The sequence below is a fragment of the Actinomyces sp. AC-20-1 genome (genome assembly GCF_023369555.1).
Taxonomy (GTDB): Bacteria; Actinomycetota; Actinomycetes; order Actinomycetales; family Actinomycetaceae; genus Actinomyces.
Window position 1 is genome coordinate 228485 of record NZ_JACJVC010000002.1, and the last position, 19833, is coordinate 248317.

Below are 19833 nucleotides of genomic sequence, written 5' to 3' on the forward strand. Positions count from 1 at the left end.
GCGCGCCCGCGAGCCCGGAGCCCTGCCGGTAGCCTGGTGCCCATGAGGGTCCTGCTCGACGCCACCGCCATCCCCGCGAACCTGGGCGGCGTGGGCCGCTACGTCGACGACCTCGTGCCCGAGCTGCTCGGCGCCGGGGTGAGGCTGGCTATGGCCGTCCAGGAGCGCGACGTCGAGCACTTCCGCGCCAAGGCGCCCCGGGTCCGGCTCCTGCCGGTTCCGGCGCGCCTGACCAACCGCGGCGCGCGCCTGGCGTGGGAGCAGACCGGCCTGCCCGCGCTCATCCGCCGGATCCGCCCGGACGTCCTGCACTCACCGCACTACACCTACCCGGCGGCGCACCAGGTGCCCGTCGTCGTCACGCTGCACGACGCCACCTTCTTCTCCCACCCCCAGGCGCACACCCGCCTCAAGCAGGTCTTCTTCACGACGGCGATCCGGCGCGCCGTCCGCGGCGCCGACGCCCTCGTCGTGCCCTCGGCCGCCACCCGAGACGAGACCCTGCGCTTCGTCGACGGCGACGCCTCCAGGTTCCACGTCGCCTACCACGGGGTCGACACACGGGTCTTCCACCCCGTGGACGACGCCGAGCGCGAGCGCGTCGCTGCCTCCCTCGGGTTGGCGGGACGGCGCTACATCGGCTTCCTCGGCACCCTCGAGCCGCGCAAGAACGTCCCGAACCTCATCGAGGGCTGGGTGCGCGCCTTCCACGACGCCGACGAGCCTCCGGCCCTCGTCCTGGCCGGGGGCAAGGGCTGGGACGAGGGGATCGAGCCGGCGCTCGCGGCCGTTCCCTCCCACATGACGGTGCTGCGGCCCGGCTACCTGCCCCTCGAGGACCTGCCGGGATTCCTCTCCGGCTGCGAGGTCCTGGCCTACCCCTCGATCGCGGAGGGCTTCGGCCTGCCGGTGCTCGAGGCGATGGCCTGCGGCGCGGCCGTCCTCACCACCCGTGAGACGAGCCTGCCGGAGGTGGGCGGCGACGCTGTCGCCTACTGCGGTCTTGACGCTGAGGCGATCGCCCGCGGTCTCGTCGAGCTCGACGCCGACCCCGCCCGCAGGCGGGCGCTCGGCCGGGCGGCCCAGGACCGGGCGGTCAGCGAGCAGTTCACCTGGCGGGCCTCGGCGCGTGCCCACATCGAGGCGTACCGGGCGGCCCTGAGCTCGCGCCGTCGTTGAGCGCCGTGAGGCGTCCCACGGCGGGAGCCGGGCCCTGCTCGGTATGATCCTGCGCAGACCGTGGTGCGGTTGCGCTGACTGACGTTGGCTGCTCGCGCTGTCAACCGTCCCAGAAAGGCCCTCCCATGAGCCGTCCTCGTCGTCTTGGCGCGGCCGCCGTCTGCGCGCTGCTCCTCATGCTCCCCGTCAGCCAGGTCGCTGCGGCCCCCGCCCCTTCGCCCTCCGAGACGGTGTCCGCCACGTCATCCGCTTCCGCGGAGGGCACTGCCGCCGTCCCCACCCCGATGGCTTCGAGCACCCCGTCCTCCCGGCCGACGGTCACGGCTCCTGTCGCCGATGGGTGGCGCAAGGTGGCTGGCCAGTGGTTCTACTACGCGGACGGTGCTGCCCTGACGCAGCGGTGGGTCAGGGACGGCGGCTCCTGGTACTACCTGGGTGCTGACGGTGCCATGGCGACGGGTTGGTTGTCGCAGGGGGGTGCGTGGTATTACCTGCACGGCAGCGGTCAGATGGCGACGGGCTGGTTGGCGCAGGGCGGGGCCTGGTACCACCTGGGCTCCAGTGGTGCGATGAGCACGGGCTGGGTCAAGGACGCCGGCACCTGGTACTACCTGCACGGCAGCGGCGCGATGGCCGCCAACGAGTGGGTCGGCTCGTACTACCTCCAGGCCAGCGGCGCGATGTCTACGGACGCCACCTCCGCCGTGACGGGCGTATGGTTGCAGCTGGCCCAGTGCGAGTCCGGCAACAACCCCTCGGCCAACACCGGCAACGGCTACTACGGCATGTACCAGTTCTCCCTGGTGACATGGCGCTCAGTTGGCGGATCCGGCTACCCCCACCAGGCCAGTGCCGCCGAGCAGACGATGCGTGCGCAGATGCTTCAGGCCCGCTCCGGCTGGGGCCAGTGGGGCGCCTGCTCCGCCGGTCTTGGTCTCTACTGAGCCCCACTCGACCTTCGCCTCCGCCCGCACAGGAGCGGCTCCTCCAGGGCGAGATCCCCTGCCCACCACATCCTCACCGCATTACACCCATGGAGCCTTGTCCGACATGACCAGCGCCCACGACCCCAAACCCCTCGTCATCGAGCAGACCCCGATCCCCGGCTTCCTGCGCATCGATCTCACCGTCCACGGCGACAACCGCGGCTGGTTCAAGGAGAACTGGCAGCGCGAGAAGATGAGCGCCCTCGGTCTGCCGGACTTCGGCCCGGTGCAGAACAACGTCTCCTTCAACGACGAGATCGGCGTGACCCGCGGGATCCACGCCGAGCCCTGGGACAAGTACGTCTCCGTCGCCACCGGCAAGGTCTTCGGCGCCTGGGTGGACCTGCGCGAGGGCCCCTCCTTCGGCACCGTCTTCACCACCGTCATCGACCCCTCCGTCGCCGTCTTCGTCCCCAAGGGCGTGGGCAACGCCTACCAGACCCTCGAGCCCAACACGGCCTACACCTACCTCGTCAACGACCACTGGTCCCCCGACGCCCGGTACACCTTCCTCAACCTCGCGGACGAGACCGTCGCTGTGCCCTGGCCCATCCCGCTCGAGGACGCGATCCTGTCCGACAAGGACAAGGCCCACCCCCGTCTGGCCGACGTCACCCCTTTCCCGGTGCCGACCCCCACCGGACGGCGTGTGCTCGTCACCGGCGCCAACGGGCAGCTCGGGCGCGAGCTCATGAGACAGCTGCCCGAGGCCGGGTTCACCGCCACCGGTGTCGACCTGCCCGACGTCGACATCGCTGACGCCGAGCAGATGGCCGCCTTCGACTGGTCCCAGTACGACGTCATCGTCAATGCCGCCGCCTGGACCGCCGTCGACGCCTCCGAGACCGCCGAGGGACGTCCGGCCACCTGGCGCGCCAACGCGACCGGCCCCAGCGTCCTCGCCCGCATGGCCTCCGGGAACAGCCTCACGCTCGTCCATGTCTCGAGCGAGTACGTCTTCGACGGCACCCAGGAGCCGCACACCGAGGACGAGGCGCCCAGCCCGCTGGGCGTCTACGGCCAGTCCAAGGCGGGAGGCGATGCTGCTGTTGCCGCCGTTCCCAAGCACTATCTCGTGCGCACGAGCTGGGTGGTCGGCGACGGCAGGAACTTCGCCAAGACCATGGCCTCCCTCGCCGCGCGTGGTATCGAGCCGAAGGTCGTCGCCGACCAGACCGGCCGGCTTACCTTCACCACCGATCTGGCGGCGGGCATCATCCACCTGCTGACCAGCGGGGCCGACCACGGCACCTACAACCTCTCCGGCGAGGGCCCCATCGTCTCCTGGTGCGACGTCGCCAAGCGCGTGTACACGCTCCTCGGCAACGACCCGGCCGAGGTCACACCCGTGACCACCGCCGAGTACTACGCGGGCCAGGAGGGCATTGCCCCCCGGCCGCTCAAGAGCACCCTCGACCTGTCCAAGATCGAGTCCGCGGGATTCACGCCCGGTGACTCGATGGAACGTCTGGATGCCTACGTGCGCTCCCTCGGGCTTTGAGACGTTAGACGGCACCGGCGTGGGTAGCATGACCTCCCAGGACCACAGCGGAAGGGGATGACGTGGCACGCTTGTCGCACAGGGCCGGGACACGGAGGCCGGGTCCCCGTGCAGGACGCCGTCGTCTCCTGCTCACCTGGCTCACCGTCCTGAGCCTCCTCGGCGTCGGCCTCGGTTGGGTGGTCTCCTCCCCACTGGGCGGATCCCCGGACGACGACTACCACCTCACCTCGATCTGGTGCCCACAGCCCGTCGAGGAGTCCTGCCGCACCGCAACGATCGACGGCGAGATCCGTGTTGAGGTTCCCGAGCGCATCGGCGACAACAGCCCGTGCTACGCCTTCCATCCGGAGACCTCCGCAGAGTGCAGCCTCCATTTTTCTGACGGAAAGACTCGCTGGGCCTATCGCTACGACGCCGGCAACTACCCCGGAGGTTTCTACCGGCTCCACCACCTGCTCGTCTCCCCCCGGGTGATCGTCTCGGTGCTGGCGATGCGTGCTGTCAACGTCGTCCTCGCCGTCGGCCTGCTCAGCGCCATCGGGGTGCTCCTTCCCGCAGCCGTGCGACGTGCCTACGTCCTCGCCGCTGCGGCGTCGCTTGTGCCCTTGGGCGTCTACTTCATCGCCTCGAACAATCCCTCCTCATGGGCGCTCACGGGTGTCCTCGCCTACGCCGCTGCGCTCTACGGAGCGACTCGGACGGGCGGTGGACGCGCCTGGGCACTCACAGGACTGGCGGGGCTGGGGGCGCTGCTGTGCTGCCTGTCCCGCTTCGACGCCGCCTTCTACCTCTTCGTGGTCTCCATGGCCTACCTCTTCCTCGTGCGATGGCGCCGTCGCCACTGGCCGCAGTGCGTGCTCGCCCTTCTTGCCAGTGCCGCAGGCCTCTACCTCATGCTCCTAGGAGGCGCCGGAGGCCACTCAGGGCCGGCCGACCCGGCGGCCGCGGATCCTGGTCTGGTGCGGGCCACGCTCGAGGCCCTATACCGGATCCCCAGCTACATGTTCGGCATGTACGGTCTCGGCTTCGGTGCGGGTTGGGCTGATATCCACTTCGAGTGGGCTGTGCCGGCCTGCATGATCCTGACCGCCGGTGCCGTCTGCATGCTCGGCCTGCGCTCGTGGTCCTGGCGCAAGGGGCTTGCCATACTCATGGTGGCCGGTGCGATGACCGGTATGCCGGTCGTCATGTCGGTGATGGGGATCTTCCCCGGGCTCGTCGGCTACCAGCCGCGATACGCCCTGCCGCTGCTGCCCGTCCTCCTCCTCATCCTGCTCGTCGACCACACGTCCCCGGACGGTGAGCAGGACAGCGGCGCTGGTGGGATATCACCGATCACTCGCGCCCAGGCCATACTGGTGGTTATCACCATGTGGGTCGCTGCCACATGGGCCCACTACACGGTGCTGCAGCGCTACGTCCAGGGCATGGACGAGCCTGACCTCATCAACCTCGACCACGAGCCCGAGTGGTGGTGGGACATCCCTGTCAGCCCCATGACCGTGTGGGCCCTGACCCTTGTCGCCACCACCGTCGTGACCGTCGGTGTCGTACACGTGCTCAGCAGCAGGCCCTCTGACGAGGGTGACGTGGCTCCCACCGCGGAACCCGCCCCGACACCAGCCTCGGGTCTGGCAACCGCCGATGACAAGGCGCCCGGCCCTCAGGAGACGGACGAGACGGTTACGGTCCTCGTCGACGAGAGCGAAGCCGTCTCGTGAGCGCCGCGCCGCGCGTTGTCGTCCTCGTGCCCGCATGGAACGAGGAGCAGGTGATCTCCGGCGTCCTCACCGAGATCATGACTGTGCTTGAGGGAACGGCCGATGTCGTCGTCATCTCCGATGGCTCCACCGACGCCACCGCAGCCATCGCCCGTGGTGCCGGTGCGACTGTGCTCGACCTGCCGGTCAACCTGGGGGTCGGCGGTGCCATGCGGGCCGGCTACCTCTACGCCCTGAGGCACGGCTACGACTACGCCGTCCAGGTCGACGCCGACGGCCAGCACGACCCCTCCGAGATCGCCTCGCTGCTGGCTGCGGCACAGGACCAGGGAGCGGACCTCGTCATCGGGGCGCGTTTCGCGGGCAAGGGAGACTACGAGGTCCACGGTCCCCGCCACTGGGCGATGAGCCTTCTGTCCGTCGTGCTCTCGCGGGTGTGCCGCACCCGTCTGACGGACACGACCTCAGGATTCAAGCTGACGAGCCGCCGGGCCATCGGGCTCTTCTCACGCGAGTACCCTGCCGAGTACCTGGGCGACACCATCGAGGCCCTTGTCATCGCGGCCCGCAGCGGTCTGCGCATCACCCAGGTGCCCGTCGAGATGCGCCCGCGCGCCGGCGGCACTCCCTCCCACAACCCGCTCAAGGCTGCACGGTTCCTCATGCGCGCTTTCATGGCGCTGAGCATCGCCCTCACGAGACCACGCGCCGCACTGGTTCCCCCGAGCAAGGAGACGGCATGAGCTCGACCTACGTCCTCGGGGTCCTCTTCGGCCTCATCGTCCTGGTCTCAGTGTTCCTCAAGATGCGCAACTCCGGCATGAAGGAGGAGTACGCGACCTGGTGGATCGTCATCGCCGTCGGCAGCGTCGTCTTCTCCGTCATCCCGGGGGCTCTCAAGGCCGTCTCGACGGCACTGGGGGTCCAGGTGCCCCTCAACCTCGGCTTCTTCGTCGCTGCCATCATCCTGCTGCTGCTCTCGCTGCGCTTCAGCGTGGATCTCTCCCGATCCTCAGAGGACCGGCGCCGGCTCGCGGAGGAGATCGCGCTCCTGCGCGCCGAGGTCGATGTGCTGCGCTCCGAGACGCAGGCACTGCGGGCCGAGCAGCGCCGCGGGGAAACGGCCTCCGAGTAGCACCGACCGGACCGGCACGACCGCTTGCTCTGCGAGGTCCCGGTCAGCCTCGGTGCCAGTCGCGCACGACCTGCTCGGCGATCTGCGCGTACTGCTGGGCGCGCACCGGCCACGTCCACGGGGCGATGAGCTCTGGCGGGGCGACCGGGGCGGGGTGCTCCAGCACCTCACGGAGCGAGCGCACCAGGCTCGCGGTGCTCCGCTCACCGCACACGGTGACAGGAGCGCCCTGCTCCCGAAGCAGCCGGGCCCCAGGGACATCGAAGGTGACAACGCGACCCTCGACCGCGATCGACTCCAGCAGCGTCGTCTGGAAGCCCTCGGACAGGACCGTGGGGTTGACGAGGGTCGCGCCGCGCAACGCGGCCTGAACCTCGTGCTGCGGCACACGGCCGCGAACCGCGACGACCTCATCGAGCCCGAGCTGCGCGGCGCGCTGGCGGGCGAGTGCGAGCTCGGCCCCGTCGCCCAGCACCTCGCCGTCGACGGAGAGGCCGTCGGCACGCAGCTGGGCCAGTGCGTCGAGGAAGGTGTCCCACCCCTTGCCCGCCACCATCCGGCCGACGAAGACGAGGTGACCCGGTCGGTCCACCGTGGTCCCGGCCGGGGGAGGGGTGATGGCGTTGTAGAACACCTCGGCCTCACGCGCTCCGAGCCTGGTTGCGAAGGCGGCGGCCTCCGGGGAGACCCCGAGGACCTTCTGGGCGTGCGAGAGGACGTAGCGTCCGGCTGTGAGGTCCACGGTCCTCGAGCCGAGCGAGATGACGGGGGAGGGGTTGGTGACGAAACCACTGCCGTGCTCGGTGTGGATGACCGGCAGGCCGGCACGGCGGGCGGCCCGCAGCCCGACCAGGCTCATGGGGAAGAACCGCGTGTGGGTCGAGACCAGGTCGATGTGCTTCTCGCGCAGGAACCTGGCGAGGGCCCGGGTGGTGCCGGGGCCCGGAAAGCTGATGACCTCGGCGACCGGTAGGTGCGACCTGCCGGTGAGCACCCGCACGCCGTCGTCCTCACGCGTGCCGGTCTGGACGGCGATGGTGAGCACCCAGACCTCGTGGCCGAGCCCTGCCAGTCCGTGGGCGAGGTTCTCGATGTGCTGCTCCAGGCCCCCCATCCGGGGCGGGTAGCTGTTGGTGATGATGGCGATACGCATCTCAGGACCCCTCGGTGCGTGCTGGGCGGGACAGGGGACGGTGCAGGACCAGGGGCAGGAGCAGGGCACTGACGAGGGTCGCGAGGGAGACCAGGTAGGCGAGGGCGGCGCCGAGCAGTCCGTGCTGGCCCACGAGCACGGGGCACAGGAGGAAGGCGGTGATCCCGGCGACGGCGTAGCCGACCAGCACCAGGACCTGCCTGCGGACCGTGGTGAGCGCGTAGAACAGGATGACTCCTGCGGCGTTGAGACCGCCCGCGCACACCAGGACCATGAGCTCGACGAGGTAGGCGCTCACGTCCTCACCGAACACGAGCTGCAGGACCCACGGGCCGGCCCAGGCGCTCACAGCCGCGACCACGACGAGCGCGCCCGCGGTTCCGGCCAGGCCCTTGAGGACCGCCTGCCGGAACCCGCTGACGTCGCCGGCCGTCCACTGCGTCGCCATCCGCGTCACCATGGGACGGTAGATGAACAGGGACAGCAGGTTGATCGCGACCGCGGGCATGTACAGGATCGCGAAGATCCCCTGCTCGTGCGAGCTGAGGATGCTGTCGATGGCGTAGCGAGGTGCGTTGGACAGGTACATCGCGAGGAAGGACGACAGGAACAGGGGCAGGCAGGCCCGCAGCACGTGGAGGACCGGTGCCGGGCTCCAGCGCGGTGACAGGGGGAACAGGGGCCTGCACACCGGCAGGTAGGCACCCAGGAGCGCGGCGGTCGAGGTGAGCAGGGTCGCCAGGGTCGCGGTGAGGAGGTCCCCATCGATCAGCAGGACCAGGCAGAAGGTCGCCGTCGTCACGACGGTGCGGATGCAGCTGGCGCGCCCCCCGAGGTCGAGGCGTCCCGAACGCTGCAGCTCGTTGTAGTAGACGTCCTCGACGGCGTCGAAGACACGCAGCAGCGCGATGAGCGCGACGAGCCACCAGGGGGATGCTGATTGGTGGGCGAAGGATGCGTAGCCGAGGATGCCTCCGATCATGAGCGTGACTGTCAGGACCCTCGCTGCCAGGTAGGTGCCGAAGCTGAACTGGCGGCGCACGTCGGTGATGTGGAAGGTCCTCACTTCGAACATGCCCAGGGTCTGGAACTGCTGGCCGACGGCGAGGGCAAGGGAGTACACGCCTCCGGCGGCGACGCCGGCGGCCCTGGTGACGACGGCGAGCATGAGGACGGTGGACAGGGACGTCAGCAGCGAGGCCGCGGTGTTCCACACGTAGTCGCGTCGCAGCTGCCCGGCCCCGTCGCGGGTGGGGGCCTGCTCAGGCATCCGCGAACCGCCCCAGGTCGACCAGGACCGGGTCGTGGGTCATCCGCTCCTCAGGCGGTGGCAGCTGCATATAGAGGCCGTAGCCGCGCGTAAGGACGTCGTCGTACTTTCCGGGGACGGCGATCTCGATGTCCTCGAAGGGCATTCGTGCTACCGGGAACAGCTCGTCGCGTCGCACTGACCAACGGCGCGGGTCGCGCGTGCAGTAATCGGCGAGCACCTGGGAGCCGGTCCCCTCACCGGCCCGGGCAGCGCGCTCCCAGCGGCGGTACAGCACGGCAGGGGTGACCCTGGCGGCTCCAAGAGCCCAGTGAACGGTGCGGAAGACCGCCGAGGCGGCCTGCGCCAGCGGGAAGGGCAGGCCGGTCTGAGGAGACGGTGAGACGGCGAGGAACATCAGGCGCCCCCACCACCAGGTCCTGCGGCTCTGCCGGGCGAAGACGCGCTGGTCCTGCGGCATGACGTCGAGTGGGAAGACGTCCAGCCCGACGGGGATGGTTGGCGACCTCTGGGAGGAGGTGGCTGAGGCCGACGACACGAAGGCGGTGCCCTCGAGGCCCAGGACGGCGAAGGGACGGCAGTAGCCCGGGTGCGAGGCCTGTGAGAGCAGCACGAAGTCCTTGCCCAGGACACCGGGCGCCTCGGCGAGGAAGCGGTCGTAGTCCTCGCGAGGCATGCACACGTCTGCGTCGTCGTCCCACGGGATGAATCCCTGGTGGCGCACCGCGCCGATCGCGGTCCCCCCGTAAGCGGCGTAGCTCACGTCCAGCACCTGGCAGACGCGGTCGAGCTCGCGCAGCGTCAGGAGGATGGCACGTTGCAGGTCCGTGGGGTGGTGCGCGTTGTTCATAGGGCTCGTTGTGGTCGGCGGGGGTTGTCGGAAATGCGGAGGTGCCCCTCGATCCTGGCTCGTGAGGTCAGGAGGGCAGACGGTCCTTGTAAGGGCCCAGGTCCAGCTCGTGGATGGCGTGGGTCCTCTGCTGCTCGGGCGGGGGGACGGTCATGTAGTCGCCGTAACCGCGGCGCAGCCAGGCGTCGTACTGCCGGGGCAGCTGGACCGTGAGGTCCTCGAAGGCGACGTCCTGGGTCGGAAGGAGCTCGTCCAGGGTGATGACCCAGTTCTGCGGGTCGCGCATCGTGAAGTCGGCCATCCTCCCGGTGCCGGCGTGCTCATAGCGGCGCGCAGCCGACTCCCACCGGAGCTGGAGGGAACGGGGTGTCACGCGGAGCAGGCGGAGTGTCCAGTGGGCCGCCGTCGTGACCGAGTGGACCATGACGCGGGTGAGAGGGGAGGCGTTGATGAGGTAAGGGCGGGCGGTGCCCCGCACGAACAGCAGACGGCCCCACAGCCACGTCGCCCGGCGCATCGACGCGAAGGCCGCCTCGTCGTCCGGGATCGTGTCCACCGGCAGGATGTCCATGAAGAAGGGCATCCGGTAGGCCGAGCGGCGGTCGGCCTCGGGCACGAGCAGGGTGCCCGGCAGGACCATCTTGGTGAACATGAACGGGAAGTCGTCGCGCGTGCGCAGGTTGTCCAGCCGGAAGCCCTCTCCGAGGACGGCCGGGGCCTCGTCCAGGAAGCGCTCGTAGTCGGGGCGGGTCATGAGCACGTCGACGTCGTCGTCCCAGGGGATGAACCCGTGATGGCGCACCGCGCCGATCGCGGTGCCGCCGTACACGGCGTAGGGGATGCCCAGAAGCCGGCACACACGGTCGAACTCGCCCAGGAGCAGTCCCAGGAGGGCGTGCACGTCCCGCAGGGTCTCCTCGTCAAGGCCGTCGGCGGGCGTGTGCGTCCGTGGCGTCATGGATGCTCCTCTCGCCGCTGCGACGTCTCGTGGCAGCCCATCGTCTCACACAGACCGGTCTGAGCGGGTGCGCGGCCTCAGGTCGCTCCAGTCGGCGGTCGCCGCCAGGACGGTGCCGACCAGGACCACGAGGCAGCACGCGACCTGCATGGGGGTGGGGACCGTGCCCTGCAGGAGCAGGGCGAAGAGCACCGCCCAGGCCGAGTAGGAGATGTTGAGGGCCATGCCCCGCGAGGCGCCGATCGTGCTGATCGCCTTGTAGTAGAAGAGGTAGGAGGCGGTTCCCGCCAGGGCGGCCAGCACCACGAGCCCGGTGGCGGGCGTCAGCACCGCCCGAGTGGTGAAGCCGAGGACCCCGGCCAGGGGGGCGACGACGAGCAGGTAGGTCAGGGCGGAGGTGGTCTGCCGGATCTGCAGAGCGGTCTCGTTGTCCACCGTGTCCTCGCGCATGCCCCAGGCGAGGATGACGGCCTCCGAGCCCCAGCCGACGACGCAGGCCAGGGCCGCGATCACGCCGACCACTGCTGATCCTCCCTCGACGGCGCCGGTGGAGCCCCAGCCGATCATGATGATGGCCCCCAGGGCCACGAGCAGGGCCAGGACCTGGCGCGGGCGCATCCGCTCACCCAGCAGCAGGAAGGCCAGGAGCGTGCCGACAGCCGGGTAGAAGGTGGAGATGATCGCCGTGTAGCCCGGGCCGATGTTGTTGATGGCGATGAGGTAGCCGGTCATGCCCACGGGGCCGCCGAGGAGCGCGGCCCCCATGACGGCGCGGCCCGGACGGGTGCGCAGCGCCGCGAGCGTGTCCCCCAGGCGGCGCCGGGCGCCCATGTAGACGAGCAGGATGAGGGCGCAGCCGACGTCGTGGAGGAGGGCGGAGGCGAGCGGGGCCTCCGACGCGCCCAGGAAGGGTGCCAGGAGGACGGCGATGCCGAGGATGACGGTGTCCAGGCCCCACAGGGCCCCCGAGAAGATGCCGTAGCGCATGGGGTCAGTCCTCGTCCTCGTACTGTGCGAGCAGGTCGTCGACGTAGTCGGCGGCGTGGCGGTAGTAGGTGAGCAGCCACTCGCCGACGTCGTCGCCCTCGGCCCCCTTGAGCAGCGCCCACACGTACCAGCACCAGCCGGCGAGGACGACGTAGGCCCAGAAGTGGCGGTGCTCGGCCGCGGTGGGGGGCCGCTTGAAGTAGTAGGTGAGCGCGGTGCGGGCGAGCTCCTCGTCCATCTCGGCGGTGCACACGACCATCGTGCCGAAGTCGGCCGCGACGTCGGACATGCCGGCGTACTCCCAGTCGATGAGGTCGATGTGCCCGTCCTCGGCGACGAGGAAGTTCGGGGGGAAGAAGTCGTTGTGGCTCGGGACCCGGGGGAAGCCGTCGGCGTCGGCGTGCGCCTTGAGCCGCAGGACCTTCTCGCGCAGCTCGTGGTAGCCGGGAACCTGGATCGGGCCGTGGGCGGCGAGCAGGTCCTCGTAGCGCAGCCCCTCCTCGACGAAGTCGAAGGACCGGCTCATCGAGGCCCCGGCGTCGTGAAGGTGGCGGCTCAGGCGCATCGCCTTGCGCAGCTCGTCGGGGCTGGTGACGTCGAGGTTGCGCGCGCCCGGCACGAACCGGGAGATCTTCCACCCCTTGTCGACGTCGCCGGCGACGAAGGTCCGGTCCACGCCGGCGTCCCGGGCCAGGTTCAGTGCCTCGAGCTCGGCACGGCGGTCGACCATCTTCTCCGTACCGGTGCCCGGGTGGCGGTAGACGTACTCGTCGTCGCCGACGCTGAAGTGGCAGGACAGGTTGGTGATCCCCTGCTTGAGCGGGTAGAAGTCGGTGACCTCGCTCGGGTCGCAGCCGAGGGTCGTGGCGATGTGAGCGAAGACCTCCGAGTCGAGGTTCGCCATGAAGCCGGGGTCGAAGGCGCGCAGCTCGTCGAGCGAGTCGAACTCGTTGATGACGCCCTCGGGGTAGGGGCGCACCACCATGTCGAGCTCCTTGACGTGGGCGAGGTAGATGGACTCCCACAGCAGCGGGACGGTCTCGGGGTGGTGGTAGACCTCCTCGAGCACCTGGCGGAAGCGGGTCGAGAAGGCGCGGTCGAAGTAGACGTGGCCGAGCATGACCCAGGCGTCAGCGCCGCCGACGGTGGCGCCGGTGATGCGGCCTCCGGGACCGGTCTGGATGCACCACTCCTCGGTGGGGCCGGAGACGTGCTGCGCCGAGTAGTAGGCCCGGTACACGTAGGGCTCGAAGGGGTTGGTGGTGAAGTAGTCGTCCGAGGAGCACACGTAGGTGTTGGCGAGCCGGTCGCGCACGAGCCACAGGGAGCCGTTGTTGTTGCGGGAGGCGTACTCGCGGTTGACGACGAGGTCCACCCCGTACTTCTCGATGAGGTAGAGGAAGTACTCCTTCTTGTAGCCGACGACGACGGTGACGTCGGTGATGCCGGCGGCGTGCAGCTGCTCGATCTGCCGCTCGATGAGGACCTCGCCGCGCACGCGCAGGGTCCCCTTGGGCCGCTCGTAGGAGATCGGGGCGAAGCGGCTGGACAGGCCGGCGGCCATGATGACCGCGTTGTCCACCTTGTAGGGCTCCAGGGCCTCGAGCCCGGCGGGGGTGAGGGCGCGGTCCGCGGTGAGCCCCATCTCCTCGAGCCTGCGCACGCTCGTGTTGACCGTGCCCAGGGACAGGCCGGTCGCGTGGACGAGGTCGCGCTGGGTGAGCGGTGCGGTCGCGGTGCGCATGGCGTCCAGGACCTGGAACTGGGGCTCGGTGAGGGGGGCTGCCATGTGGACTCCGTTCGGGCGATGACACCACAAGGTGTTCAGAATCAACTTGAGATTACAGCAAGTTGAACGTGCGGTGTCTGAGACCTTCGCGACACGCAGACGGGGGCGGGGCCGCAGCCCCTGGCCGCGACCCCGCCCCCGTCGGCAACGCCTCAGCGCCGCTCGCGCGCGAGGATGTCGAGCAGGTACTGCCCGTAGCCGGACTTGACCAGGGGCTCGGCCCGCTCACGCAGGCCCTCGTCGTCGATGAAGCCCATGCGCCAGGCGATCTCCTCGGGGCAGCCGATGTTGAGGCCCTGACGGTGCTGGATGGTGCGGATGAAGGCCGTCGCGTCCGCCAACGAGTCGAAGGTGCCCGTGTCCAGCCAGGCCGTGCCGCGCGGCAGGACCTCGACGGTGAGGCGGCCGGCCTCGAGGTAGGTGCGGTTGACGTCCGTGATCTCGTACTCCCCGCGCGCCGAGGGCCGCAGGTTGCGCGCGATCTCGACGACGTCGTTGTCGTAGAAGTACAGGCCGGGCACCGCGTAGTCGCTCTTCGGTCGCGTGGGCTTCTCCTCGATGGAGACGGCCGTGAGGTCGGCGTCGAACTCGACGACGCCGTAGGCGGAGGGGTCCGCCACCCGGTAGGCGTACACGACACCGCCGTCGGGGTCGGTGTGGCGACGCAGCTGGGTGCCCATGCCCGGGCCGTAGAAGATGTTGTCGCCCAGCACGAGGGCCGCCGGCTGGTCCCCGATGAAGTCGGCGCCCAGGACGAAGGCCTGGGCCAGGCCGTTGGGGACCTCCTGGACCGTGTAGGACAGGTTGACGCCCAGCTGCGAGCCGTCGCCCAGCAGACGGTGGAAGCTCGCCGCGTCGTGAGGGGTCGTGATGACCAGGACGTCCTGGATCCCCGCGAGCATGAGCGTGCTCAGCGGGTAGTAGACCATCGGCTTGTCGTACACGGGCACGAGCTGCTTGGAGGTGCCCAGGGTGATCGGGTTCAGACGCGTGCCGGAGCCTCCGGCCAGGATGATGCCACGCATGAGCACAGTGTCCCCGAAGAAGCCTCCGCGCGCTGGAGGACGCGTGGGCGTGGCTGCGGCAGCACCCGCCCGGGCCTGCCACCCCCCGACCGGTCACCATCGGCCGGGCGCAGCATCCGGGCTACGGTGCCCCGTATGGAACGCCTCCTGCCCGCCCGCCAGACCTACGACTGGGGCTCCACCACGGCCGTGCCCGGCTTCCTCGGCACCGAGCCCGACGGCGAGCCCTGGGCCGAGCTGTGGTTCGGCGCCCACCCGGCCGGCCCCACCCGCCTGGCCTCCGGCCCCACCCTCGCCTCCCTCGTCGACGCCGCCCCCGGCCGCGTCCTGGGCGAGGACGTCGTGCGCCGCTTCGGCCCCCAGCTGCCCTTCCTGCTCAAGGTCATCGCCCCCGCCAAGGTCCTGTCCCTCCAGGTCCACCCCTCGCTCGCCCAGGCGGCGGAGGGCTTCGACCTCGAGAACGCCCACGGCGTCCCCCTCGACTCCCCGGCGCGCTCCTACAAGGACTCCAACCACAAGCCCGAGATGGTCCTGGCCCTGACCCGCTTCGAGGCCGTGGCGGGCTTCCGGGCCCCGCGCCGGGCCTGGGAGGTCCTGGCGGAGCTCGAGGCCCCGGTCGCGCGCCGTGTGCGCCGCACCCTGCGCCTGAACCCGACCCGCTACGGCATCCGCCAGGCCTTCAGCGACATCGTCTCCGCCGGCACGCGCCCCACCCCCGAGGAGGTCGGCGAGCTCGTCGAGGAGATCGCCGCCCGGCACGCGGCCGGACTGTCCCCCTCACCGCGCGTGGACGCCAACGCCCTGGAGATGGCCCGCTCCTTCCCCGGCGACCCCGGGATCGCCGCCGCCCTCCTGCTCAACCCGGTCACCCTGCAGCCCGGCGAGGCCCTGTTCGTCCCCGCGGGCTCGGTCCACGCCTACATCAGCGGCCTGGGCGTGGAGGTCATGGCCTCCTCGGACAACGTCCTGCGCGCTGGCCTGACGACCAAGCACATCGACGTGCCCCAGATGCTCGCCTGCGTCGACTACGTCGCCGCCCCGCCGGTGCGCCCGGCACCGGAGTACCTGTCGCGCGCCACGCGCGCCTACTACGCCCCGGTGGACGACTTCGAGCTGCTGGTCACCACCGTCGTGCCCGAGGACGGGCGCCTGGCCGTCGTCGGCCACGGCCCGCGCATCCTGCTGGCCACCGACGGCGAGGTCGTCGTCACGACGCCGGAGGGCAGCGGGGCCCTGCGCCGCGGCGAGGCCGTCTTCGTCGGGGCGCACGAGCGCACGCTCACCGTCGAGGGCTCCGGCACCGTCATCCAGGCCGACGTGCCGTGACCCCCTCCTGACGCACGGCCAGCGCCACGAGCGCCTCCTCGCAGACGGCGTCGACCAGCACCGCCGTCGCCCCCGCCGCCCACGCGGACAGGACCCCGACGACGCCGCGCGCCACCGCACCCGGGCCCGCGGCCCCGCGCACGAGCACGGCCCCGTCCGCCACGGGCGCAGCCCCCAGGGCCGCCGCGGCCAGGGCGCCCCGTTCCAGGCGGGTCCCGTCGTCGGCCACGAGCGCCGGGGCCCCCGGGACGCAGGGCAGGGCGGTGAAACGGTCCGCGTGCGTCATGACGTCGGCGACGCCGTCGAGCACGAGCGGCGGCAGCTCGCCGTCGTAGCGCACGGCCAGGGAGGCACCGGGCACGAGCACCTGCACCTCGGCGCCGGGGGACAGGTCCTGCGGCGCCGAGGCGACCGAGACCTCCGCGGCCGGCAGGGCGCCCGCCGTCCCCACCAGCGCGGTGCCGCCCGCCAGCCACGTCCCCAGGCACCAGGTGAGCGCACGCCAGCCCACGGGCAGGGCGACGTGGACCCGCGGGCCGCCGCCGGCCTCGGCGCTCAGCAGCCCGGCGCACTTGGCCGCCCACATGCTCAGCACGTGCCCGGTGAGCTCGACGCGCTCACCGGGGGAGTACCACACGAGCCAGGGCCGGTCGGAGTCCCCGGGGCCGGGCAGGATCGCCAGCAGCGGGTCGGGTGAGGAGGGGCGCGCACCGGTCATACGGGGATTCAACCAGAGGGCGCGCACACGCCCGCACGGGGTCCTTGCGTCGGCGCCGGCAGCCCGTATGCTGCCTCCCGCAGGCCCGTTGCGGCAGCCGAGGGACGGAGGCTGGTCACGAACGGGTGAAATACCTTGCCCTCGCTTGACGCACCCGAGTGACACCCGTGTAACTTTTGCTAGTAACACCTGTCAGACGAAGGGACGCCATCGTGTGGAACATCCTCGGAGACGGTCCGCTCCAGCGGGCCGACGAGGCCGACGACGAGGCGCTCATCCTGCTCTTCGGCGGTGACGAGGCCGACGACGGCCCCCTGGCGTGGCAGGAGCGCGCCCTGTGCGCCCAGACCGACCCCGAGGCCTTCTTCCCCGAGAAGGGCGGCTCCACCCGCGAGGCCAAGCGCGTGTGCGCCACCTGCGAGGTCCGCGAGGAGTGCCTCGAGTACGCCCTCGCCCACGACGAGCGCTTCGGCATCTGGGGCGGCCTGTCCGAGCGCGAGCGCCGCAAGCTCAAGCGCCGCGCCGTCTGACCCGCGCCGCACCGCCCTGAGCCCCGGAGCAGTGACCAGCCCGTGACACCCGCAGCGGGGCCCGCCCGCACCGCAGCCGACCCCGGCCCGAGGACCCTCGCCGTCATCGTCTCAGCCGGGGTCACGCCGTACCTGGGCCGCACCCTGCGCGCCGTCGCCTCCCAGACCCGCTCCCCCGACGTCGTCCTCGTCATCGACGTCGCCTCACGCGCCAACGGCCTGGGCGACGGCACCCCCGTCGAGGACGCCGTCGACCTGTCCGGCCTCGACGCCGTCAGCGACGTGCGCATCGTGCGCGCCGCCGAGGCCCCCACCTTCCTCGCCGCCGTCCGCGCCGGGCTGGCCCGCTACGGCGAGCTCGTCGCCGCCGGCAACCGCCGCCGCTCCGCCAGCCGCACCGGCTCCTCCCTCACCGGGTCCGGGGCCCTGCCCGTCACCCGCCCCACCTCTGCCCTCGCCACCGGCCGCTCACGCGCCCTCACCGACGCCCTCGGCGAGGAGGCCCCCCTCACCGGCCCCGAGGGCGCCCGCTCACCCATCACCCGCGACGAGGCCACCGCCACCGGCCACGACGAGTGGCTCTGGCTCCTCCACGACGACTCCGCCCCCGACCCCCGCTGCCTGGCCGGGCTCCTGTCCGCCGTCGAGGGCGCCCGCTCCGTCGCCCTGGCCGGCCCCAAGCAGGTCGGCTGGGAGGACCCGGGCACCCTCCTCGAGGTCGGGCTGCGCACCACCGCCTCCGCGCGCCGCGCCAACGACATCATCGACGGCGAGGTGGACCAGGGCCAGCACGACGACCGCAGCGACGTCCTCGCCGTCGGCACCGCCGGCGCCCTCCTGTCGCGCACCGCCTGGGACACGGTGAGCGCCTGCGGCAGCGGCCTCACCGCCGACGTCGACGCCTTCGGCGACTCCCTCGCCCTGTCCCGCGCCCTGCGCCTGCAGGGCCACCGGGTCATCGTCGTCCCGACGGCGCGCCTGAGCCACCGCCGGGCCGCCTACCTCGGGCTGCGCGGCCCCGGCGCCCCCGCCCAGCCCGCGCGCGACACCCCGCGCCGAGCGCGCCCAGCCCTCTCGGCGCCACCCGCCGCCGAGCCCCAGCCGGACACCGACCGCTCCTTCCGCGCCCGCCGCGCCGCCCAGCTGCGCTCCTGGGCCACCGCCTCGCCCGCCCCCCTGCCCCTCCTGCTCACCTGGTTCTGCGTCCTGGCCGGGCTGCGCGCCCTCTGGCGCCTGGTGGCCAAGTCCCCGGCCCTGGCCCGCGACGAGCTCGCCGCTGCCGCCCACTGCCTGCGAGGCGCCAGGCGGGTGCGCCGCGACCGCCGTCGGCTGGCCGCCCTGACCACCGTGCGCCGCGACGTCCTCGCCCAGCTCTACCTGCCCGCCTCCCAGATCCGCGCCACCCGCCGCGACCTGCGCCGCCAGGAGCGCGAGCGCGAGGCGCGCGCCGCCGCCCCCTCCGAGCTCGAGGTCCGCGAGCTCGCCGCCCTCGCCCGCCGCCGGCGCCGAGCGCTGGGCGCGACGCTCCTCGCCGCCAGCGCCGTCGCCCTGGTGGGCACCTCCGGCGTGCTCGTCACACGCGCCGTCACCGGGGGAGCCCTCGCGGCCCTCGGCGGGTGGCAGGAGACCTGGCATGCGGCCTGGAGCACCTGGGCGGCCTCCGGCGACGGCTACCCCTCCGGCGTCTCGCCCTTCCTCGCCGTGCTCGTCCCGCCCCTGCTCGTGGGTTCCTGGGCCGGGCTCGACGCCGGCGCCCTCATCCACCTCCTGCTGCTGCTCGCCGTCCCCCTCGCGGCGCTGGGCGCCTGGTTCGCGGCCGGGACCATCACCCGGCGCACGAGCCTGAGGGCCTGGGCCGCCCTCGTGTGGTCCCTCGCCCCCGCCCTCCTGCTCGCCGTCGGCCAGGGGCGCCTGGGCCCGGTGCTCGTGCACCTGGCCCTGCCGTGGGCGCTGACCGCCCTGTCGCGCGCGGTCGGCGCCGACCGCCGCGACGTGGTCCTGTCCGGCCTCGTGGGCGCCCACCACGTCTCCGAGCGTGAGAGGGCCGAGCTCGACCGCTTCGCCTCCGAGACCGTCGCCTCACTCGCCGAGCTCGCCGGCCCCGGCGAGGAGGCCACCGACCCCGACGACGGGCCCGGGGCCACGGCGCGTGCGGCCGGACCCGGGACCCCCCGTGAGGCCCCCCGGGCGCGGGCCCTCGCGCTCGCTGAGCTCGTCGGGCTCGCCGACGACCCGCAGGCCGACGGTGGCGCCGCATCGGGACAGGACGAGGACGCGGGTACCGAGCCCGCCACCCGCCCCGCCACCGCGGGCACCGCCGGCCGCAACGCGCCCTCAAGGAGCGCCGCCGCGAGCCTCGAGGACGCCGACGACCCGACCGAGCACGACCAGCGCGGAGGACCCGTCGACGACGACCCCGCCACCCCCGTCACCGACGACGCGCGCGAGATCGTCGTCTCCGCCCGCACCGCCCACGGCGCCGCCGTGCGCGCCGCCGCCACGGAGCAGTACGGGCCCGGCTCCGCCTCGGCGGCCGCGGCCGCCGGCCTCCTGCTCAGCCTCGTCGTCGCCGCCGTCCCCTCCACGGCCCTCCTGCTCCTGCCCGGGCTCCTCCTCCTGGCCCTCCTCGCCCGCCGCTCGCGCGCCCGCCTGCTGCTCACCCTCGCGCCCGTGGCCGCCACCGCCGCCCCCCTGCTCTGGCG

General features: G+C 71.9%; 17 protein-coding genes. 9 read left to right on the forward strand and 8 right to left on the reverse strand.

Annotation, left to right across the window (positions count from 1 at the left end):
• Nucleotides 1-42: 42 nt before the first annotated feature.
• The 6 genes from H6X67_RS02440 (at nucleotide 43) to H6X67_RS02470 (ending at nucleotide 6525) form a co-directional block, all read left to right on the forward strand.
• Nucleotides 43-1179, forward strand: coding sequence for a glycosyltransferase family 4 protein (locus H6X67_RS02440; RefSeq protein WP_249367565.1), 1137 nt, complete (start codon nucleotides 43-45; stop codon nucleotides 1177-1179).
• A 125-nt stretch (nucleotides 1180-1304) separates the two neighbouring features.
• Nucleotides 1305-2123, forward strand: coding sequence for a transglycosylase family protein (locus tag H6X67_RS11975; RefSeq protein ID WP_306468448.1), 819 nt, complete (start codon nucleotides 1305-1307; stop codon nucleotides 2121-2123).
• A 106-nt stretch (nucleotides 2124-2229) separates the two neighbouring features.
• Complete coding sequence (locus tag H6X67_RS02455) at nucleotides 2230-3666, forward strand: sugar nucleotide-binding protein (RefSeq protein ID WP_249367564.1); 1437 nt, start codon at nucleotides 2230-2232, stop codon at nucleotides 3664-3666.
• A 62-nt stretch (nucleotides 3667-3728) separates the two neighbouring features.
• On the forward strand, nucleotides 3729-5390 hold the full coding sequence (locus tag H6X67_RS02460) for a DUF2142 domain-containing protein (protein WP_249367563.1): 1662 nt from the start codon (nucleotides 3729-3731) through the stop codon (nucleotides 5388-5390).
• Nucleotides 5387-6133, forward strand: coding sequence for a glycosyltransferase family 2 protein (locus H6X67_RS02465; RefSeq protein ID WP_249367562.1), 747 nt, complete (start codon nucleotides 5387-5389; stop codon nucleotides 6131-6133). Before H6X67_RS02460 ends, H6X67_RS02465 begins: the two co-directional genes overlap by 4 nt.
• Complete coding sequence (locus H6X67_RS02470; RefSeq protein ID WP_249367561.1) at nucleotides 6130-6525, forward strand: DUF2304 domain-containing protein; 396 nt, start codon at nucleotides 6130-6132, stop codon at nucleotides 6523-6525. Before H6X67_RS02465 ends, H6X67_RS02470 begins: the two co-directional genes overlap by 4 nt.
• Before the next feature lie 43 nt (nucleotides 6526-6568).
• Here the strand turns inward: H6X67_RS02470 and H6X67_RS02475 are convergent, their stop codons facing one another.
• The 7 genes from H6X67_RS02475 to rfbA all read right to left on the reverse strand — a co-directional run bounded on the left by H6X67_RS02475 (nucleotide 6569) and on the right by rfbA (nucleotide 14557).
• Complete coding sequence (locus H6X67_RS02475; protein ID WP_249367560.1) at nucleotides 6569-7678, reverse strand: glycosyltransferase family 4 protein; 1110 nt, start codon at nucleotides 7676-7678, stop codon at nucleotides 6569-6571.
• A 1-nt stretch (nucleotide 7679) separates the two neighbouring features.
• Nucleotides 7680-8948: a lipopolysaccharide biosynthesis protein gene (locus tag H6X67_RS02480; RefSeq protein ID WP_249367559.1), complete on the reverse strand. Its 1269-nt coding sequence runs from the start codon at nucleotides 8946-8948 to the stop codon at nucleotides 7680-7682.
• Nucleotides 8941-9798, reverse strand: a complete 858-nt coding sequence (locus H6X67_RS02485; protein ID WP_249367558.1) for a LicD family protein — start codon at nucleotides 9796-9798, stop codon at nucleotides 8941-8943. Before H6X67_RS02485 ends, H6X67_RS02480 begins: the two co-directional genes overlap by 8 nt.
• A 67-nt stretch (nucleotides 9799-9865) precedes the next feature.
• A complete protein-coding gene (locus H6X67_RS02490; protein ID WP_249367557.1) occupies nucleotides 9866-10756 on the reverse strand; it encodes a LicD family protein in 891 nt (296 codons plus the stop codon).
• A gap of 45 nt (nucleotides 10757-10801) precedes the next feature.
• The gene (locus tag H6X67_RS02495; protein WP_249367556.1) at nucleotides 10802-11743 is read right to left on the reverse strand and encodes a DMT family transporter; all 942 of its coding nucleotides are present in this window, start codon (nucleotides 11741-11743) and stop codon (nucleotides 10802-10804) included.
• Between the two features lie 4 nt (nucleotides 11744-11747).
• Nucleotides 11748-13532 carry a phosphotransferase gene (locus H6X67_RS02500; RefSeq protein WP_249367555.1) on the reverse strand — a complete coding sequence of 595 codons (1785 nt, stop codon included), beginning with the start codon at nucleotides 13530-13532 and terminating at the stop codon, nucleotides 11748-11750.
• Between the two features lie 152 nt (nucleotides 13533-13684).
• The gene (rfbA, locus tag H6X67_RS02505) at nucleotides 13685-14557 is read right to left on the reverse strand and encodes a glucose-1-phosphate thymidylyltransferase RfbA (protein ID WP_249367554.1); all 873 of its coding nucleotides are present in this window, start codon (nucleotides 14555-14557) and stop codon (nucleotides 13685-13687) included.
• 135 nt (nucleotides 14558-14692) lie between these two features.
• Here rfbA and manA point away from each other — a divergent pair, with 135 nt between their 5' ends.
• On the forward strand, nucleotides 14693-15883 hold the full coding sequence (gene manA / locus H6X67_RS02510) for a mannose-6-phosphate isomerase, class I (RefSeq protein ID WP_249377023.1): 1191 nt from the start codon (nucleotides 14693-14695) through the stop codon (nucleotides 15881-15883).
• Here the strand turns inward: manA and H6X67_RS02515 are convergent.
• Complete coding sequence (locus H6X67_RS02515) at nucleotides 15861-16601, reverse strand: TIGR03089 family protein (protein WP_249369706.1); 741 nt, start codon at nucleotides 16599-16601, stop codon at nucleotides 15861-15863. The genes manA and H6X67_RS02515 overlap by 23 nt on opposite strands.
• A 275-nt stretch (nucleotides 16602-16876) precedes the next feature.
• Between H6X67_RS02515 and H6X67_RS02520 the strand changes: the two genes are divergently transcribed.
• Both H6X67_RS02520 and H6X67_RS02525 read left to right on the forward strand, forming a co-directional pair.
• On the forward strand, nucleotides 16877-17131 hold the full coding sequence (locus H6X67_RS02520) for a WhiB family transcriptional regulator (RefSeq protein WP_311765866.1): 255 nt from the start codon (nucleotides 16877-16879) through the stop codon (nucleotides 17129-17131).
• Between the two features lie 42 nt (nucleotides 17132-17173).
• Nucleotides 17174-19833 (forward strand): glycosyltransferase family 2 protein (locus H6X67_RS02525; RefSeq protein ID WP_502797300.1); only part of this gene is annotated, 2660 nt, incomplete at its 3' end.

What these genes read in the sequence shown, in the direction of transcription:
- H6X67_RS02440 (WP_249367565.1), top strand. Translation starts at nt 43, where the DNA reads ATGAGGGTCCTGCTCGACGCCACCGCCATCCCCGCGAACCTGGGCGGC.
- H6X67_RS11975 (WP_306468448.1), top strand. Translation starts at nt 1,305, where the DNA reads ATGAGCCGTCCTCGTCGTCTTGGCGCGGCCGCCGTCTGCGCGCTGCTC.
- H6X67_RS02455 (WP_249367564.1), top strand. Translation starts at nt 2,230, where the DNA reads ATGACCAGCGCCCACGACCCCAAACCCCTCGTCATCGAGCAGACCCCG.
- H6X67_RS02470 (WP_249367561.1), top strand. Translation starts at nt 6,130, where the DNA reads ATGAGCTCGACCTACGTCCTCGGGGTCCTCTTCGGCCTCATCGTCCTG.
- H6X67_RS02475 (WP_249367560.1), bottom strand. Translation starts at nt 7,678, where the DNA reads ATGCGTATCGCCATCATCACCAACAGCTACCCGCCCCGGATGGGGGGC.
- H6X67_RS02480 (WP_249367559.1), bottom strand. Translation starts at nt 8,948, where the DNA reads ATGCCTGAGCAGGCCCCCACCCGCGACGGGGCCGGGCAGCTGCGACGC.
- H6X67_RS02485 (WP_249367558.1), bottom strand. Translation starts at nt 9,798, where the DNA reads ATGAACAACGCGCACCACCCCACGGACCTGCAACGTGCCATCCTCCTG.
- H6X67_RS02490 (WP_249367557.1), bottom strand. Translation starts at nt 10,756, where the DNA reads ATGACGCCACGGACGCACACGCCCGCCGACGGCCTTGACGAGGAGACC.
- H6X67_RS02495 (WP_249367556.1), bottom strand. Translation starts at nt 11,743, where the DNA reads ATGCGCTACGGCATCTTCTCGGGGGCCCTGTGGGGCCTGGACACCGTC.
- H6X67_RS02500 (WP_249367555.1), bottom strand. Translation starts at nt 13,532, where the DNA reads ATGGCAGCCCCCCTCACCGAGCCCCAGTTCCAGGTCCTGGACGCCATG.
- rfbA (WP_249367554.1), bottom strand. Translation starts at nt 14,557, where the DNA reads ATGCGTGGCATCATCCTGGCCGGAGGCTCCGGCACGCGTCTGAACCCG.
- manA (WP_249377023.1), top strand. Translation starts at nt 14,693, where the DNA reads ATGGAACGCCTCCTGCCCGCCCGCCAGACCTACGACTGGGGCTCCACC.
- H6X67_RS02515 (WP_249369706.1), bottom strand. Translation starts at nt 16,601, where the DNA reads ATGACCGGTGCGCGCCCCTCCTCACCCGACCCGCTGCTGGCGATCCTG.